Origin of the sequence: Ketobacter alkanivorans (assembly GCF_002863865.1) — a bacterium.
GTDB lineage: Bacteria > Pseudomonadota > Gammaproteobacteria > Pseudomonadales > Ketobacteraceae > Ketobacter > Ketobacter alkanivorans.
This window is the reverse complement of record NZ_CP022684.1, coordinates 3,280,550-3,298,145: the sequence shown is the minus strand read 5'-3', so window position 1 is coordinate 3,298,145 and position 17,596 is coordinate 3,280,550. Positions and strand designations below refer to the sequence as shown.

Annotated in this window: 11 protein-coding genes; all 11 read right to left on the bottom strand. The window is 47.8% G+C overall.

Annotation, left to right across the window (positions count from 1 at the left end; genetic code table 11):
• Nucleotides 1-63: 63 nt before the first annotated feature.
• The gene (locus tag Kalk_RS14085; protein ID WP_101894855.1) at nt 64-573 is read right to left on the bottom strand and encodes a hypothetical protein; all 510 of its coding nucleotides are present in this window, start codon (nt 571-573) and stop codon (nt 64-66) included.
• Nucleotides 570-1,280 carry a DUF3800 domain-containing protein gene (locus Kalk_RS14080; RefSeq protein ID WP_101894854.1) on the bottom strand — a complete coding sequence of 237 codons (711 nt, stop codon included), beginning with the start codon at nt 1,278-1,280 and terminating at the stop codon, nt 570-572. Before Kalk_RS14080 ends, Kalk_RS14085 begins: the two co-directional genes overlap by 4 nt.
• A complete protein-coding gene (locus tag Kalk_RS14075; RefSeq protein WP_101894853.1) occupies nt 1,273-2,121 on the bottom strand; it encodes a hypothetical protein in 849 nt (282 codons plus the stop codon). Before Kalk_RS14075 ends, Kalk_RS14080 begins: the two co-directional genes overlap by 8 nt.
• Nucleotides 2,118-4,379: an AAA family ATPase gene (locus tag Kalk_RS14070; RefSeq protein WP_101894852.1), complete on the bottom strand. Its 2,262-nt coding sequence runs from the start codon at nt 4,377-4,379 to the stop codon at nt 2,118-2,120. Before Kalk_RS14070 ends, Kalk_RS14075 begins: the two co-directional genes overlap by 4 nt.
• Before the next feature lie 63 nt (nt 4,380-4,442).
• Nucleotides 4,443-7,724 carry a DEAD/DEAH box helicase gene (locus tag Kalk_RS14065; protein WP_101894851.1) on the bottom strand — a complete coding sequence of 1,094 codons (3,282 nt, stop codon included), beginning with the start codon at nt 7,722-7,724 and terminating at the stop codon, nt 4,443-4,445.
• Nucleotides 7,725-7,735: 11 nt separating this feature from the next.
• On the bottom strand, nt 7,736-8,926 hold the full coding sequence (locus Kalk_RS14060) for a restriction endonuclease subunit S (protein ID WP_101894850.1): 1,191 nt from the start codon (nt 8,924-8,926) through the stop codon (nt 7,736-7,738).
• Nucleotides 8,923-10,545, bottom strand: coding sequence for a type I restriction-modification system subunit M (locus tag Kalk_RS14055; protein WP_101894849.1), 1,623 nt, complete (start codon nt 10,543-10,545; stop codon nt 8,923-8,925). The genes Kalk_RS14060 and Kalk_RS14055 overlap by 4 nt, the downstream gene beginning before the upstream one ends.
• A 12-nt stretch (nt 10,546-10,557) precedes the next feature.
• Nucleotides 10,558-12,453 carry a DNA recombination protein RmuC gene (gene rmuC / locus Kalk_RS14050; protein WP_101894848.1) on the bottom strand — a complete coding sequence of 632 codons (1,896 nt, stop codon included), beginning with the start codon at nt 12,451-12,453 and terminating at the stop codon, nt 10,558-10,560.
• Nucleotides 12,454-12,455: 2 nt separating this feature from the next.
• Nucleotides 12,456-15,857, bottom strand: coding sequence for a DEAD/DEAH box helicase family protein (locus Kalk_RS14045; protein ID WP_101894847.1), 3,402 nt, complete (start codon nt 15,855-15,857; stop codon nt 12,456-12,458).
• Between the two features lie 59 nt (nt 15,858-15,916).
• Nucleotides 15,917-17,434, bottom strand: a complete 1,518-nt coding sequence (locus Kalk_RS14040; protein WP_101894846.1) for a sigma-54 interaction domain-containing protein — start codon at nt 17,432-17,434, stop codon at nt 15,917-15,919.
• Nucleotides 17,421-17,588: a helix-turn-helix domain-containing protein gene (locus Kalk_RS14035; protein WP_456077566.1), complete on the bottom strand. Its 168-nt coding sequence runs from the start codon at nt 17,586-17,588 to the stop codon at nt 17,421-17,423. The genes Kalk_RS14040 and Kalk_RS14035 overlap by 14 nt, the downstream gene beginning before the upstream one ends.
• Between the last annotated feature and the right edge of the window lie 8 nt (nt 17,589-17,596).

Sequence of the window (17,596 nt, the reverse complement as noted above, 5' to 3'; positions counted from 1 at the left end):
CTACCATGATGTAGAAGGAGTAACGACAATGTCATATCGCTGAATATGGCATTGTCAGCCTACCTAAGCCTTTGATTCCCAATACTTTTCGTATTCTTTTTGCAGTTTCCGCTGCTGGTGCGATCTCGTTACTTGGTATGCCGTCCAAGGCAGTATGTAGTCACCCCTATCAGCCAGTACAACTAGATACTGTTCAGTTTCCACCCATATTAAAATCCGGGTTTCGTTTTTGCCCCGAACATTGCGCCATACTTTTACCACCGGTGCATCTTGGCGCTCATCAGTGTTTTCTATAACCGGCTTTGGCCAACGAATACGCTCCATTCGTCGAAAATCAGGCGTTCTATCGGCTTCAACTTCACCCTCACTGGTCATATGCCAGAATGTTGCTTCTTTCCCATCAATAACGGGGTGACGCTTTAAGCCCAATCGCCTGCCCATATAGAGAGGCTTGCTATCAACAAAATCGGCAACAAAAAAATGGTAAACAATATCGAGGTAAGCCTCCCAAACGCCACCGCTGTCACCCATTAAAACCAAGGGCGGCAACCAGTCAACGGAATCACCGTTCATCCTCGCCCCCCATTGCTTTGCCAAATGAAGACATTGCATTTGTTCTCCCTGGGAAGCGTTGTGCGCGTTAACGAGTAACCAGAGCGCTCCTGTATACGCTTCACTACAGACTCCTTGGCAGTGCTATTGAGTTCGCCTCTATTCACATACATGGTCGCGCCGATTAACAAGTCCGCAAGCTGTTGCTGCTGAACCTGAGCAGAATCCACCAAAGACACTTGCTGAACGATATTCTTTGAAAAATCGTATAGGTTGTTACATACAACATCGTGTAACTTGCGAATTTTTTCTGCGCCCTGCGTATCTTTGATGTCGATGTAAACGCGATAGCGATCATGTGGATTAAAAATGGTTTTCAACATGGTGAAATACATTTTGTAATACCATTGATCGTGATCTTGCTGAAAACCCTGATGATTGAGCACGGTTTTATCTGGTACTACCAACACTCGAAAATGTAAATCATCGTCATCAAAAAAAAGATCGACTAAATCAAGGTAGAAATTTAGCTTTCCTGGCGAAACATTTGTCCACTTAATTTCATGTTGCGGGCTCAAGCCATGTCTGGCTTTAATATCCCGTACTCGATCAGCAATTTCACGTCGCTTACTGATGGGGCACCAGACCGCACCAAGCGCCATTACCTTCTGTCGGTCATTTTCCAGGTGGCATGATTCGTCGCAGTAAACATTGTATAGCTCACTCATTAGCATACTCCTCACCATATACAAACCCAACAGTCGGCTCTGCCAACAATGCTATCATTATTGCAAGCACGGCCTTGGCCTGTGATCGGGTAAAGTATTCACTTCCATGGGCACCCAACTGGCACACATTTTTGAGTTGTTCGCGGAGGCTCAGCAACCGCTCTATGGAAGACATATCCTGACGCTCTTTACTATGTGCTTTTGCATTGGCTGCAGAAGATTGTCTTTTATCATCACGCACTTTTTCGATCTGCTCTATGATATGACGACACTGCATGACTGCATCTTTATAGTGGCCGGTTTCGATAAACTCTTGGGCCTTACCCATAAGGCCTGATAGTTCTTCAGAAACAGCGGGAAGCGGTACTTCAAACAGTAAGGTTTGTCTGAATCCGGCACTTTTCAGCGCGTTAAGCCAATGCTCTCTGGGTACAACAACATCTGCCACATCGAAGCTGGTAAGCAGGCCATCACTCGACGTCGTTAAGGCCCTTAAGCCCACATTTAGCTTAAGGTCACCTTCCAAGCGATAGTCTTCAATCGCGTTGACTTGCCCCTTAGTTAACACACACTCAAAATGAATCTGCTCACTGTTATTACCGAAGCTGTGGCACTGAACCACTTGAGTCGATGATGGAACAGCGGTTAGTAATGGTCTAACGGGGTCGGAGAGAGAAAGGCTCAGGCTTATATCAAAAATACTGACGGGGGCACTGCATGCCGGACGGCTACCGCGCAAAGTGAAACTAAAGGCATACCCACCTGCCGCTTCGCGCCCGCTAACAATAAGCTGATCGAACTCAATGATGTAACTGCTATTGTTCCGTATAGATATCCTCATGATGTGACTTCCGGTTTGACAGCTAATTCAGCCTGGTGGTTGCCATCCTCATTGGCAACTCCCATCATCATGTTGTAGTGACCTAACTGACGGGCCTTTTCGAAGACACTACGGAAGACACGAAGGTATGCCTCATTTGTTTGCTCGCCATGATTGATATAAAGGTCGTCATGAATTGAGTGAGACCCGTCATTGACCCAGGAAAACAGGGACTGGCAAATTAACTTGTCTCGCCCATCGAAGAGCGCACAAATTTCGTCTTTGCCCATTCCACCCCACATTGTGAAATAATTCTCAAGTATTCTACGCAATGTATTTTGAAGGCTGACACTGGAAATATTTTCTGCCTTCACGTCTTCCCACAATAGCTCATAGGCCGAACGAATTGGATTAGTAATGCAACGTTCAACAACAGAACCCTGCTGAAGTTTCTTTACCAGCCAAAAACTTTCCTCATTAAGAGCTTTATCATCCGGCCTGCTTCTGTTGTAACTAATTTCCTTATGAAAATAGACATTATGAGTCAACACAAATATTTGCTTGATCTGAGAACTCTGGCTTCTTACCTCTTCCATCACGCCTTTAATAAGACTGCTTACGATGTAAAGAATGTCGCTGTCTAGCGACGATATGGGGTCATCAAAAACAACGACTCGGTTGGCTGTAATACCTGAGGGGGATTGAGCACCTTTGATTAAGTAGTAGAAGTACAAAAATGTTATAAAGGTCTTCTCACCTTCGCTAAGTGAGCGACTTGCATCCTCACCATTTGCACGGATTATTCGATAGTGACGACCTTCATCCGCCTCTCCAATTGAAAATGAAGTGAAGCCAAACTTCTGCAACAAGTCATTTATAGCAGCAATCGTTGGCTGAATGGATGTTGTTTGCTTTTCTAGTTCCTTTACTTGATCCTTCAGCCCACGAAGAAATACGTTCTTCTCTCGTAGACTTCGCTCCATACCTTCAATCGTTCTTTCAAGACGATCTTTACTTTGATGGTACTGCTGTAAATCATCCGACAATTCATTCAATACATAGCGCCAGACTTGCCCGATCAGGGTGCGCTTTTCAACAGCAATATTTGCCACCATCTGATTATGCTCATTAGTTGCTTCGTTGGCCTCGACCAACAAGGACTGCAACTGCGCAACCAATGGATCGATCGATTCCAGCTCAACCTTCCTGCTAGGCTCATCAATCTTCTTGTTCAATATGGCCAAATTACTTTTCAATCTTTCTGTAAGGGCCTGAGCTTCTGCGTTAAAAAGATCCTGCTTCAAAAATGGGTTTTGAGCCTCCACACAGCGCTGAATTGTTGCCAATAGCCGTTCGATTTCACCCTTGTAGATTACCTGTAACTGCCTTAATGATTGAACGTCGTTGTCATAGGCTTCGCTAAAAAACGCTGTGAGATCATCCGCAAATTGTTTGCCGGTGGACTGTTGGCAGAAAGGGCAGATTTCGGGTTCTTGCTCGTGATACTGACGCCCTTGTTTCACCCAGTCACTGTTACCAAGGCGATTAATCAGTGCCGCAATATTGACATCCTGATTACCGACAATCACTTTTTGCAGTAACGCACTTCCCTCTACGGACACAAGGTCAGTAGCGGAAAGGATCTCAAGCGGAACAGCCCGCTCAAGTTCATTTGAGAAAACAGTTTGAGCTTTTTGTTTTAGTTCTTCCAGCGACAAGAGATCCGCCGTGTTGGTTGCCTGTTCCAACAACACTTTCTCTTTGAATCTCTCTTTATTACCCCGAACACTCGCTGCAGCGTAGGCCTCTTTGAAATAGGCGTCATGGAGTTCCTTTTGCTTCCAGCACTTATCCCTTAATACAGGCTCTAAATCTGAAAGCTCTTTTCGCTTGCTAGATTGACCATCTTCCCCATCCAATTGAAACTTAAGGCTTGTAATTTGACCCTCTACTTTTTCTATCTCTGGACGTAAACGAGCAATTTCGCGCTCGGCCTCAACTTGATTCTCACCTAAAGTAAACACCCCTTGCAGAGGGCCATCCTGGTTAAAGTTACGATCAACAAAATCCCGGTTGTACACCATGCGTTCAAGTTCACTTCCACCTCGCCAAACTAGCTGGCAGTGCTCGTGCCCTTGCTCTGCGGCAATCACACGGCTGATAGTCGTTTTTCCCGTACCATTCGCGCCGAAGATATAATTGATACGACGCAGATCACCGAGCCTTGCCGAGCTCAGATAAGTCGCCAGCGGTGGATCTATTATGATTTCTCCTATCATATCCTCTCCCTAGAGTCGCGACGATATTCTTTCTTTAATATTAATAGGGTAGCATTTCACAACTCACTCGGACCCCACTACCACTAAATCAGCCATCGTCGTTTTCTTTATAAAAAGCGCTGTGCTACCCAGCAACTTAAGCCCTTCATCATTAATTTGGCTGACATCAATTCCCGGTTGGACAATAACAACGCCAAACCGAATAGGCGTAGTTCTCGAACGTTCTTTCATAGCAACCAGATCTTTGATTGTGCCTTTTAAGAAACGCGAATATCCGCGTGATCGCCACTGTTGTTCTCGATGCTTAATATGGTGATACAAATAGTTAAGATTAAGGTGCTTCCAGCGAATGCAGCGCTGTGCTTGCCCACATACCTCGTACAAGTCCTTAAGCCTAGCCCCTGGCTCATCTGCCCCCGAGTACTTGCAATGAATTAAGGTCAATAAAATACAATCGTCTATGATCTTTAGCCCAACCAAGTCGGCAGATTCGCCTTTGTCATCATCATTAATAATGACATCATAATCATCTTGTATTTCAGTGAACCATCGCCATTGAATTGACGTTTGTTCGCGCTCGTATCCCATGGACTCCTTCCGAATATTGGTCCCTGTCCAGTCAAATGAAACAATTTCCCCCCTATCATAGAGGCCAATATTCTGGCTGACATGAACAATATGTGCATTGTAAGAAAATGCACCATCGGCGTAATGAATCATCACTGGGTCAATTTCCATATACTCTGGAAGAGGTATGAGATCAGATTCGCCGCGCTGCACAAAGACCTCAGGGCCAGAAATCAGCTGGTAGCTATAGCCTTTTGGCGTCGAGGCCCCTAAGAGGCAAAGCTTATATTCAGATTCAATTTCATCCGTAGAAAACACAAGTCGTACACTGCCATCATCAAACTTGCCGGTGGTTCTGACTTCGACCAGATATAAATGAACCGTTATAGATCCAAAATAAAAATTGACCTTATCCTCAAACGCAGTGAGCAAGTACTCGCCCCATTGAGCTGATATCGGATACTCATTATAAGGTTCGAGAAGTGGCACGGGACGCAAGAAGTTACGTGTCAAATTGTTGGGATCTGGCTCCGAACTGAAAATCTTATCCCAGGCGCGCTTAACCCAGTCACACCAATCAGCAATGCTGCCACCTTTCTGCGGCGACCAGACTTTACCTTTGCGCTGAGAACATCCCCAAATTACGCGATTGCCCGATTCATACCCTAGTGCAGCGATATTGCTCAAGCTGGATTGAGAGGCCTCAATTAATGAAAGCCCTTCAGTTACGTTCGGTCCAAAGTATTGAGTAAAACTAATAGCACCAATCTGAGACGCCCCCAAATTTCTTGCCAGAGGGTATTCAATCCCATTAAAAACGTTGAACACCTTGTCACCACTAACAAGCTCACACATTTCATTACAAATAGTGCTTGCCAGTTTCTCAACACGAAAGGTTTTGTAATCATTCGTAAAAACAAACAAGGCAGACCTATCAGAATCCCAATGTGCAATTAGAATTTTATAGTTCGTATCTTTTAAATCCTTGTAGCTACCCCAGCGGACGGCGGATGATTGGACAGCAAGAACCACAAGCAGGTTTTCATCATCTGCTATTGCATGCCAATACTCATCGAATTTTGGCAAGTCCTTTTCATACCTCTCTGGAGACCAATTATCGCAGGAGGTTTTAAATAACATCGCGGAACAGCTAGGCTCAAGATTCCATAAGGAAATCTGATCATGCAAATCACCTTTTTCCTTTAAGGCATCAACTAACTCTTGAAGCCTAACCTCACGAGCGATCCTTCCTTCTGAGAGCCTTCTGAGAACGCTGTCCCAATCAGCTCCTATTGAATAGAGATGTTGCAACTCGCCCTCGACAGCGGGGTCAGCAACATTCATTACTACTGTCGCTTGCCCTAAATTTTGAAATTGATTGACACGTGTAAAGCGGCCAATGAACTGCAGGGTAACCGCCAAGCTTTTATGATGATCATGAAGCGCTGCTATTTTCAAATTGGGTAGGTCATAACCTTCACCCAACATATCCACGCAAATTACAATTTTGGATTTCTTTGCTAGCAAGGTATCAAGGCGCTTTTTAACATAACCTCTAGAGTGTCCAGAATGAACAACGATTGGATCAAGATCTGGCGCTAAGCTCTGATAAAGACTAAAAAGCTCATCCGCACGATGTTTATTACTCGTTCGCGCCATGAGCAAGTGATCAAGGCCATTGCTTATATCTGCACGCAGTTGTTGAATAGCTTTTTCCGCTATTGCGGCATCTATAAGATCAGGATAATACTCTTCAACAGGCAACAAATTGACATTTGTGAAATAGCCCGCTCGCTGCGCCTCTCCCATGGTGTAGTTATAGACGATCTTCCCGCCAAGGGACTTCTTATCATTTCTAAATGGAGTTGCCGTAAACTGGACTACACGCTTGCCTTTAAATTTCTCTCTAATCGTTTGCCAAGAATTTGCCGATATATGATGGGCTTCATCTACAAAAAGATGGCTACACGCCTCACAAAGTGCATTCAAGGCTGCATCAGAACAGGCTGACAAGACGCTGGTTGTTGCCACTATTACGTTGGAAGCATACGCCAGCTGTCTTGCCTCTTCGGCCAACTGAATTCCTTTTCGAATAACGGCAACATTTGGGAGTGCAATATCTCTTGGCACGACCGTTAGTTCTGGCAAATAACCCAGATCAATAAACTTTTTAGATATTTGTGACCTGAGAGAGTCAGATGGGACAATAAGAAGTATTTTTTTACATTGCTGGTACACCATAGTGGCCAGCATCGTTTCAGTCTTTCCCGTTCCGGTAGGCAATACAACGGTAGCCGGTTCCACCTGCAAAACTGTCGAAAAATAGCCTGAAATCGCGTGGAGAGCACCCAACTGAGGTTTTCGAAGGCCGGGGAGGCCAAGTTCAGCGTTTTCCTCTTTAAACTGAAATTGATGACGCCAAAGGTCGTTAATTTCATCAGGTTCTGCAGGAAATGATTGTTCCGGAAACTGTTCCCAACTTAGCTGGATATCTTCCGACCAATTATCTAAGGAGAAATTTTCTTTGCTTTTAAGAGACGGAAATCCTTGTCTGCACTTCCCCCTGACATTTGGGTCTTTTAAATAGACGATATTCAGAGGAGGCTTCAGCCCTGTGACAAGCTCAAAATACCCTGAGAACTCTGCAACTTTGATTTGAGCCTCAACTTTTGTTGCTCTGAACAAGAGTTTGTGAATAAGATTGCCACCAACTTTTCGTGCAGGAGCCGACTTTTGAGGTAAGGTAAGCTTTATCGTCAGCGGGCCAAATAAGTCCATTTTACCTACCTCTATAGCAGGCCTGAGAAAGCACGCTGGCTTAATGCAGAAAAAATATCTTCACTACGGCACTTACCATCAACCATCCTAGCTAAATTACGATTGATATTTGAAACAACTAAGTGATATTTATCGATAAGTTCTGCATTCGGGAAAAGAACTTCAAAGTTTTTAAGTTCGATCGGCGATATATGCGGAACTGTTGTTTCAGTTGGACAACAGTGCTTTTCGAAGGATTGCGACTTGATGCAACTATAGATGTAATCCGTGTAGGCGCCTCGGTGAGGACGCAATCTAGCAACTCGCTGAACTAGATATGTCTCCCGTTGATTTTCAGGAAACACACATACTTTCAACCCGCTTGATATCCACGGACGATCCATGGCAAGAATAATGTCGCCAGCTTGTATAAAATAACTATCGAGTTTCTCTAGTTTATTTTTCGGCCAGAATGCAGTATCGCTCCAGTCAAAATATCCAGTAAGAGTGTTTGCACCTCTACACAAGCGCACTGCTTCTGGAGAATCGCTAACGTACTCATTACTTTTAAAAGCAAACCCTGTAATGACATCTGCGAGGTCGGTAATAGGAACCTTTTTAAAGCCCTTCGGATTCGTAACCGGATCACCAAACATCTCCAGAAACACGGCACGGAGGAATTCGTCGGCGAGCTGGATGGCTTGCTGGCGTTTGCGGCGGATGACGTCGGCTTTGTCGAGAATGGCGGCGATACGCTCTTGTTCAGCTAGGGGTGGGAGGGGGATTTCAAAGCCTCTCAGAAAATCAGCGCTTACCCTCTTTTGTCCAGCAGCCCCGGACATCGAAGACTCGCCAAGCCAGCGAAATTTATCACTCCACACCATGTAGAAAAGATACTGGCTATCCAATTTCTCAGGATCTACCCTTAACACGTGAAATTCTGTTGAGCCAAAGCCAATTTGACTACGTATTTGATTTGGCCTAAGACATTTACCATTTTCAAAACAAGGGGTTATTTTAGCCAATAACACATCGCCTTTTTCAAAATACGTAAAGCCCTTCCTCGTTTCAGATAGAACACGGCTCTCTTCAGCTAGCAGCGAACCCTCTTCGGATGCGGAAGCCATCGCAACAAAAGAAACCTCCTGCGCTTCGTCGACATCTTTTGGCAACCTAGGATTGATTGTCGCGACTTCAGCCAATTTAACTAATGGCCAACTCACAGCATTCCCTCCAACTCATCCAAATCGGCCATAATCTCGCTTTCCAGCGCTTTGAGCTTTTTCAGAATTTCTTTCGGGTCATCGTATCGCTCTTCCTTATAAACCACCTCTTTATAGCGGTTGATGGAAAGGTCAAATTTGTTGTCAGCGATGTCCTTGGCGTCGACCACAAACGCTTTCTGGGTTTTATCGCCAAAGGCTTTAACAATTTCTTTGATCGATGCGTTCTTTTCAACCAAGGCGCGATACTGCTTCCACTTAGCAATGGCGTCGGGCAGATCGTTGCTGCCTTCGCCCTTCAGCTCGTTACGCTTATCATCTAATGAATAACCATCAGCTTGCAGGTCGTAGAACCAGACGCGCTCGGTAGTGCCACCTTTGGTAAACATCAGAATCGCGGTGCTGACACCGGCGTAGGGTTTAAAGACACCACTGGGCAGGCTAACAATGCCTTCTAGCTGGTTGTTTTCTATCAGCTCCTGGCGCAATTGTTGGTGCGCTTTAGAAGAACCAAACAGCACGCCGTCAGGCACAATCACGGCGGCACGGCCACCGAGCTTGAGCGCACGCAGAATATGCGCCACAAACAGCAACTCGGTTTTCTTGGTTTTTACCAGGCCGAGCACATCCGGGTTGGTGTTGGTTTCATCCAGGCTGCCTTTAAAGGGCGGGTTGGCCAGAATCACATCAAAGAAGTTTTCTTCCTGCTCGGGGAAGTTCTCTTTGATGGATTTACTCAGGGAGTCTTGGTACAGAATGTTAGCGCCATTCACCCCGTGCAGGGCCATGTTCATGCTGCTGACGCGGAGCATGGTGGTGTCGAAATCAAAGCCCCAGAACATGTTTTTGTTGATATGGTCGCGGTAAGGCTCTAACAGGTCACCGGTGAAGTGTTTGTTGCCTTCTTCATCTTCAAAGGTACCTGCCTCACTGGAATGTACATGGTTAAGGTACTCCATGGTGCGGGCGAGAAATCCGGCCGTGCCACAGGCCGGGTCGCAGATGCTCTCGGTAGGCTGCGGATCGACCAGCTCGATCATGGCATCAATGATATGGCGCGGGGTACGGAACTGGCCGTTAATGCCAGCAGTTGTGAGCTTGCTGAGCAGGTATTCGTAGATATCGCCTTTTACGTCGCTTTGGGTGAGCGGCAGCTCGTCCACCATTTCTACAGCGCTGACCAGTACCGATTCGTTTTTGATTTCGAGGTCGGCATCTTGCATGTATTCGCCGATATGGCCTAACGCCTCTATGGCGCCGCCATCACTGCCTAGCCCATCTTGCTCATCCGATTTTTTACCCAGCTTGGCAAAGTAAGGAAATACGTTTTGCTTAAGGTGTTTATGCAGCTCTTTGCCGCTGAGATTTTTGAAATTCTTCCAGCGCAGCAATTGACCTTCTGGGCTATTGGGAAACAGGCGGTCAAAGTCTTTGCCCCCTTTTCCTTGCTTATGAAGAGCGTTCGCTTTGCGCTCTGCCATATCTTCCTGCATGTCGAGCATGCGGGCAAACATCAAGTAGCTGATCTGCTCGATCACCGTTAATGGGTTGGTGATACCGCCAGTCCAGAACTTCTCCCAGAGCTTGTCGATATCGTTACGTATTTTGCCTGTTAGCATTGAGTTACTCGCTTAATGGTTTTCTGCTGTTTCTGATTCGATTGTGGGTGCCGATTGTGCATCACTGTCTAAATGCTCTGGTTCCGGCTTTGATAATGGCTCTTCTATTAATGGCTCTTCTATGGGCTCAACAATTAAGGCCAAACGCTCAGTTTCGAAATCCACATGGGTTGCCTCCAGATGAGGCAAGCTTTTGCTGACTTTGGCGGAGAGCTGACTGAATCGATCCACTTTACCGTACAAGCCTTGCTGGCCAGCCAACGCTTTGACTGTGTTGTTGTAGTGATTGCTGACAGTGCTCAGGGTGCCACCTAACTTGCTCAATCGCTCAGCAACCGTACACACAGAGTTGTAAATATCGCCTGCTTTCTCGCTGATTTCTCGGGCTTCTGCGTTACTGCGTTCAATCATCCACAGGTTGGAAACAGTGCGCAGAATAGGAATCAAGGTGGTATGGGAGACCAGCACGATGCCTTTTTTGTAGCCGTATTCAAACAGATCTTTGTTGTTCTTGAGCGCCTCAATGTAGGCGGGCTCTATCGGCATAAACATGAGCACAAAGCTGGGGCTGCGCATACCCACCAGGTTGGTGTAGTCCTTCGATGCCAGATCATCAATGTGTTTGCGCACGGCTTTTACGTGCTCGCTCATGGCAAGCTGGTATTCTTCTGGCGATTCCGCGCCTACAGCCCGGTCGTAGGCATTCAGGGCTACCTTGCTGTCGATGATGATGTGCTTACCATCAGGCAGCTTGATCAAGTAATCGGTTTGCTTTTGTTTGCCTTCGGCGTCTTTGAACGAGCTTTGCACTTCGTAGTGCGCTTCTTCGATCAAACCACTCATCTCCAGGGTGCGGCGCAGTTGCGCTTCACCCCAGGCACCTCGCTGCTGGGAATCACCCTTGAGGGCTGAAGTCAGGTTATTGGCCTCTTTGCTCATTTGCAGGCCAATTTCCAGCACCTTTTTGATCTCGGCATTGAGGCTGGTATTTCCCTGAAGCGACGCATCGTGCACTTCGTTAACCCGCTTCTGGAAGCCTTCGATCTGCTCGCGGAAGGGCTTGAGCATGGTGTCGATGCTGGCCTGGCTGGTATGGGTAAAGGTTTTGCCTTTTTCCTCGAAGATTTTGTTTGCCAGATTCTCGAATTCTTTGGTGAGCGATTGTTTGGTCTCACTGAGCTGGTGCATCTGCTCTTTGAAGTGCTCTTCTTTGCGTTCCAGCGTGGTTTTCAGTTCTGTATACTCATTACTGAGCGACTGATAGCGTTCCTGAAGCTGGGTATTACGCTGTTGAACCTCCATAAGGCTCTGCTTGGCTTCCTTTAGTTGCTCACGCGCTTCAAAGTTGGACGATCCAAGCTCTTTGGCCTTTTTGCCTTCCTGAGCCAATTCTTCTTTGAGTTGGCTCACCAGAGAGCGCTCTTGCTGAATGTTCTGTTCCGCTTTTTCCAGACGGCTTCGTAAATCCAGCGTTTGATCTTTCAACGATCGGTTATCAGCTTGGGCAGTTTCCAATTGCTTTTCGGTGCTGTGATGCTGCCCTTTAACCTCATCCAACGCGCTTTGCTGAGATGCCAGCTGCCCCTTCAGTTCTGTTACTGTGTCATTCAGGCGTTGTTCGGTGGCTTGGGCTGTAGCCTGAACACTATCCAGCCTTGTCTGCAACTTGCTTTCAGACAGATCCTTCTCGTGTAGGGCTGCACTGAGCTGCTTGATGTCTTCTTGCTGCTTCTGGCTCTGCGTATTGGCCAATTCCAGGGCTTGCTCGGCCTGCCTCAGCTGCCCGCTTAGTTCAGTGTTCTTGCGGCCCAGCAATACCATCGCCAGCAAATATCCCAGTACAACAAGCACTAAGCCTGCTACCGAGGCAGTAATAATAAGTTCAGTTGTCCATTCCAGTGATTGCATGTTTACTCCTGTGTGCTTTCTGGCTGTGAACCCGATGATTTGGGTTCAGCCTTGATAAAGGGTTTCAACACGGCAATCAGCTCACCCACGTCGTCTGGGGTAAATACGCCGTCAATTCCTTCGTGTGAGACGGAGGTAAATGGCGCGTCGTAGAGCTTTTCGATCACGATGGAGCCGTGCTGAGCGATGTAATTTTTGAGCAGATTCATAAACCGCACTTGCTGAGCGGTTAGCGCTGGATGAGCGTGTAAAAAGCTCTTGAAGTGGTCTTCAATGGCTTGTGCGTCCAGGCCGATAATTTCACGTACTGTCAGGTGCAATTGATCCGCCGTACGACCATAGAATTCATTCAGCACCTCCAGACTCACACCTGGGTGGCTGGTGAGTATGGTAGACGTCAGTGTTTTTAATTCTGGCTCCGCAATGGGTTCCCCTTTACGGATTTTCTGCAACGTGGGGTTGGCAGCCACCATTTGATCCAGGATATCCTTGAGCCTGCGGCGGTAGATCATGGCCTCGTTGGCACCGGCGATCTTTACCTCACGCTCAGCTTCACGCACCCCGGAATCCCCTGCACGCGTGGTGCCGGTCTCATAACCGGGGCCAGTTCGCTGCTGGCGATATTTCATAATGCCGCGCAACTCTTTACGGGCCTTTTCTAACCTTTCAATATTGGGCGCTTGCCAAAAGTCGGCACTGCGCACTTCTGCAATGATGGCGTCTTTCTGGCGTACCGCCTGAATATTCACGGCCAGTTTGTCTATCTCGGTGAGCAGCAGATCTCTGCCATCATCAAAGCAGCTCGCTTGTTCTACCAGGCAGCGTTCAATGGTGGCCATCAGCTTGTCCAGCTGGGTTGCATGTTTGTCGCGAAGCACACGTGCAGACATTAAGGGTGCGATGGTATTGGCCAGCAGATGCTGGGTTTTCGCATCGAACCCCTTTAGCAGATCGGTTTGCTGTAGCTGGTGTACGACCCGCAGTTCGCGCTTTACCGCGATGCTGGTGTCGGGCAAGTCATTAATGTCGGCCCGCAGTAGCTCAATGGCCGTATCAAAAGCGGCCGCATGGTTTTGCTGTAATGCCGCCTGCGCCAGCTCAAGACGGGCTTCAAAGGTGGTTTGCAGCAAGGATTTACTGCCGGTGTCATCAGGCTCCTGATACTCTTCTTCGAAAAAGTCGAAGTTGCCATAATGGTCGAAAATCAGGAACTCGGTTTTATGCTTACCTGGACCAAAGAGATTCGGGCGCAAGCGCGTGCCACGACCAATCATCTGCCAGAATTTCACCCAGCTCTTTACCGGCTTGGCAAACACCAGGTTGACGACTTCAGGCACGTCGATGCCGGTGTCCAGCATATCCACTGAAATAGCGATGCGAAAATCGTTATCGGATTTTTTGAATTCTTTGATCAGGCTTTCCACATGGGGAATCGCATTGTGGATGACCTTGCACACCTTGGTGCCATATTGCGGGTAGAGCTTGCAGAACAGCTTTTCCAGGTGCTCAGCATGGTCTTGGCGCTGAGCGAAGATAATGGTTTTGCCGACCAGGGAACCTGTCTCATCCTTGATGCCGTTGTTGATCAGATTTTCAAGGATGATGCGATCGGTATCTTCGCTGAAGATCTTACGGCCAATATCTTTGCCTGCAATGGTGGTATTGCGGGCTTCTTCTTCGCCCAGGTCTTCTTCCAACTGACGCTTTTGTTCTTCTGTCAGGTCGTTGTAATGAATACCATCGCGAAGAAAATCGGTGGTCAGGTCTTTCACCCGGAAGGGTACCAGGTAAGGCGGTTCGTTATTAATGGCCGCGTCCAAGCCAAACTCGAATGTCGGATCGGTGGTTTCGCAGTCGAAGATGTCGAAGGTATTTCGACTGATGAATTTCACTGGGGTTGCGGTTAAGCCCACTTGCAATGCATCAAAGTAATCGAACAGGTCACGATACTTGTTGTAGATGCTGCGATGGGATTCATCGGCAATAATCAGATCGAAAAAGCCAACATCTAACTGTGCAAAGCGATTCATCATGCCGGGGTAGGTGGCAATGTAGATCCGCGCACTTTGATCAATCTTGTTGGTTTCACCAATCACACAACGCGGCTCGGATGGCAGGTTTTGCTTAAAGGCATCATCAGCCTGTACGCGCAGCTCTTTTCGGTCGCACAGGAACAATGCCCGCTTGGCCCAGCCGGTACGCAACAGCAGCTCAGCCAACGCGATAGCTACGCGAGTTTTACCGGTGCCGGTGGCCTGAATGATGAGCGCTTTGCGACGCTGGCTTTGAAAATGCGCAGCGACCGTTTTGATGGCTTCAATCTGGTAAGGGCGATCAGCAATGCTGAGTTCTGGATTGAACTTTTCCAGCTCTGCGGCGCGATAGTGGCGCTGATAAATCAGGTAATCCAGGCTGTCTTTACTGTAAAAGCCATAAACTGGCCGGTAGGTGTTGTACTGGTGATCGTCCCAGATGAAGGTTTCGTAGCCGTTGGAGTAGAAAATGACAGGGCGTTGATAGCCCATGTGCTCAAAGGCATCGGCATATAGCCTGGCCTGTTCTCGACCAGCCTGTAGGTTGGTATTGCCGGATTTCTTGGCCTCGATCACAGCAAGTGGGTGACCGTTATCCCCCCAGAGCACGTAATCCACATATCCCTTGCCGCTTGGGTTGTTGGGAAACTGTACTTCAACTTCCTGGCCGACCTGATCGCGGTTCTGAATATCCCAGCCAGCCTGCAACAACATGGCATCGATCAATAGGGCGCGTGTTTTAGCTTCGTTCCATTGTAAGCTGTCGGCTACCTGCTGACTCTGCTGCTGGCGTTTTTGCTGATCGGCCCTGGCAGGCGGCTCCAGCTTTTCGATGTTTCTGGTGCGCTCACGCTCCAGCTGATCCATGACTCTTTCGAGCTCTTCTTGCTGCTTTTGCAGTTCTTTCTCGTAGCTCGAAACGGATTTCTGTAGCTGATTTAAGGTTGCTGTTGGATCTTTTACATCAACAAATGCGGCGATTTGTTCCTTCTTCTTGCCGTAATACTTGATGCCCATGTACATAGCCAACTGGTGCGCCGTACCCAGAGCCATTTGTGCATTACGTAATTCACCCTCTGCGCCGTGGGCGGTGTCATTGCCCTGAATACGCAAAAAGTTGATCTGATGAATCAGTGATTTGCTAACGCAATCCTCAAAAACCGGACTTTTGATCAGCTCGTAGAAGCTGGACTGCGGCATACGCGGCAGCAGCTCTTCCTTATAGATGGCCTTGGTCAGCTCTTCAGCAAAACTGCGCAAACGGGTCAAAGCACTACCCGGATCAATATGCAGGACCGCCTCGGCCAAACCACCGAGGTTAGCAAGTAGGTCATTCTCGGGTCTCAAGAATTCGAAGTTCACTGATTTCATAAAAATTATTCTGTCCATGACAGCCTTATAGCGAAGGCCGTGCCAAGTTTACTTAATCACTAGGAAATACCGTATTTTTCCATCCAGTTCTTCAGTGTCTGGTAGTTTTTCAAGCCCAAAAGCTGTGCTGCACGGGTCTTATTCTGGCCACTATGAGCCAATGCTTTACGGATATAATTCGCAGCAACAAAACCAATTATCTCTTGTATATCAACACCTTGAGAAACATCCTTGTTCAGCAATCCCGAATCCTGCTCCGGCATATTGAACAAAGCCTGACGGATATCGGCAGCATTGATCACATCACCCTGGCACCACAAGGCGGAGCGCAATAAAGTGGATTGCAACTCACGCACATTTCCTCGCCAAGGATGCTGAAGGATAATATTTTTTGCGTCAGGAGAAATATTTTTACCCTCAAGCATTGAGTCATGATCACTCATCGCTTTGATCAAGGTATCCGTCAGGAGCGACAGATCGCCCTCTCGCTCCCTCAGCGGTGGCAGATGCAAAACACCAACAGCCACGCGGTAAAACAGATCCTCCCTAAAACGGCCGTTGGCTACCGCCTCCATTAAGTTGCGATGTGTAGCTGTGATCAGGCGAACATCGACCTTTTGTTCTTTGGTGCCCCCTACCGGAACGAATGCCCCTTCTTGCAATACCCGCAAGAGGCGCACTTGCACACTGGGCTCCAGCTCGCCAAATTCATCCAGGAACAAGGTCCCGCCATCAGCTTGCTCGAATACTCCAGGCTTGTCAGATGTAGCACCGGTAAATGCCCCTTTCTTGTGGCCAAAGAGGACTGAGTCGACCAGTTCACCGGGAATGGCACCACAGTTCACCGGCACAAATGCTTTATTGGCCCGTTGGCTGGCATTGTGGATGGCGCGAGCAAAGAGCTCTTTACCGGTGCCGGTCTCGCCATAAATCAATACCGGTACTTCACGTTCCGCCAGTATCTGGGCCTGTGCCTTCAGAGCCTGCATCCAAGGGTTGCGAGTAACGATATTGTCGAATGCCGCATTGATGGGAGCATTGCCTTCTACCAGCCGACTGATCTTGGCACTGCCTATGTTTTGAGCGGCAGGCAGGTACTCTGCGGAAAGCTCAAATGGAATTTCTACCTGCTGAACGCCCTGTTCCAGTGACGATTGATAAAACTGACAGGCATAGCGGGTTTTGCCCAAAAGAATCCAAACCGCCTGCATGGCCGGGGTTCCTGGACTTAACAGAATGGACAACTCACAACCCAATGCTTGCAGCCTGGCCAGCTGCTGATTGGCCTGGACATAGATTTCACCAAAATTGACCGGTGAAGACAGGGAAATGGCTTGAGCGTGGATCGGCGTAGCGGTCTGCTTCTTCAGCCATGTCAGATATGGCTTTACCTGATCTTCTGGATAGTTGTAGAGCAGCTCTACGCTGTCGAATACCTGCTCTTTGAGAGTAGCTGCAATCGGACCAAGGGCTTGCCCCTCTGCATCACTGCTGCCCGTAGCTTTCAGGTCGTTTCCCCCAACCCAGCTCACAAGTGTTCGAAGCCCTTGCTTGTTTTTTGATTCAGGCTTGCTCATCCGTGAACTCCAACATATCGGCCACTTCACACTCAAACAGGCGACAGAGCTTATCCAAAGCCTCGATATCGATCCTTTGCGCCGTCTCCTTGTACATTAGGGTCACGGTATTCCGGCTTAGCCCGGTTTCGCGCAAAACATCGGAGATCTTCATTTTTCGCT

What these genes read in the sequence shown, in the direction of transcription:
- Kalk_RS14085 (WP_101894855.1), bottom strand. Translation starts at nt 573, where the DNA reads ATGAACGGTGATTCCGTTGACTGGTTGCCGCCCTTGGTTTTAATGGGT.
- Kalk_RS14080 (WP_101894854.1), bottom strand. Translation starts at nt 1,280, where the DNA reads ATGAGTGAGCTATACAATGTTTACTGCGACGAATCATGCCACCTGGAA.
- Kalk_RS14075 (WP_101894853.1), bottom strand. Translation starts at nt 2,121, where the DNA reads ATGAGGATATCTATACGGAACAATAGCAGTTACATCATTGAGTTCGAT.
- Kalk_RS14070 (WP_101894852.1), bottom strand. Translation starts at nt 4,379, where the DNA reads ATGATAGGAGAAATCATAATAGATCCACCGCTGGCGACTTATCTGAGC.
- Kalk_RS14065 (WP_101894851.1), bottom strand. Translation starts at nt 7,724, where the DNA reads ATGGACTTATTTGGCCCGCTGACGATAAAGCTTACCTTACCTCAAAAG.
- Kalk_RS14055 (WP_101894849.1), bottom strand. Translation starts at nt 10,545, where the DNA reads ATGCTAACAGGCAAAATACGTAACGATATCGACAAGCTCTGGGAGAAG.
- rmuC (WP_101894848.1), bottom strand. Translation starts at nt 12,453, where the DNA reads ATGCAATCACTGGAATGGACAACTGAACTTATTATTACTGCCTCGGTA.
- Kalk_RS14045 (WP_101894847.1), bottom strand. Translation starts at nt 15,857, where the DNA reads ATGAAATCAGTGAACTTCGAATTCTTGAGACCCGAGAATGACCTACTT.
- Kalk_RS14040 (WP_101894846.1), bottom strand. Translation starts at nt 17,434, where the DNA reads ATGAGCAAGCCTGAATCAAAAAACAAGCAAGGGCTTCGAACACTTGTG.
- Kalk_RS14035 (WP_456077566.1), bottom strand. Translation starts at nt 17,588, where the DNA reads ATGAAGATCTCCGATGTTTTGCGCGAAACCGGGCTAAGCCGGAATACC.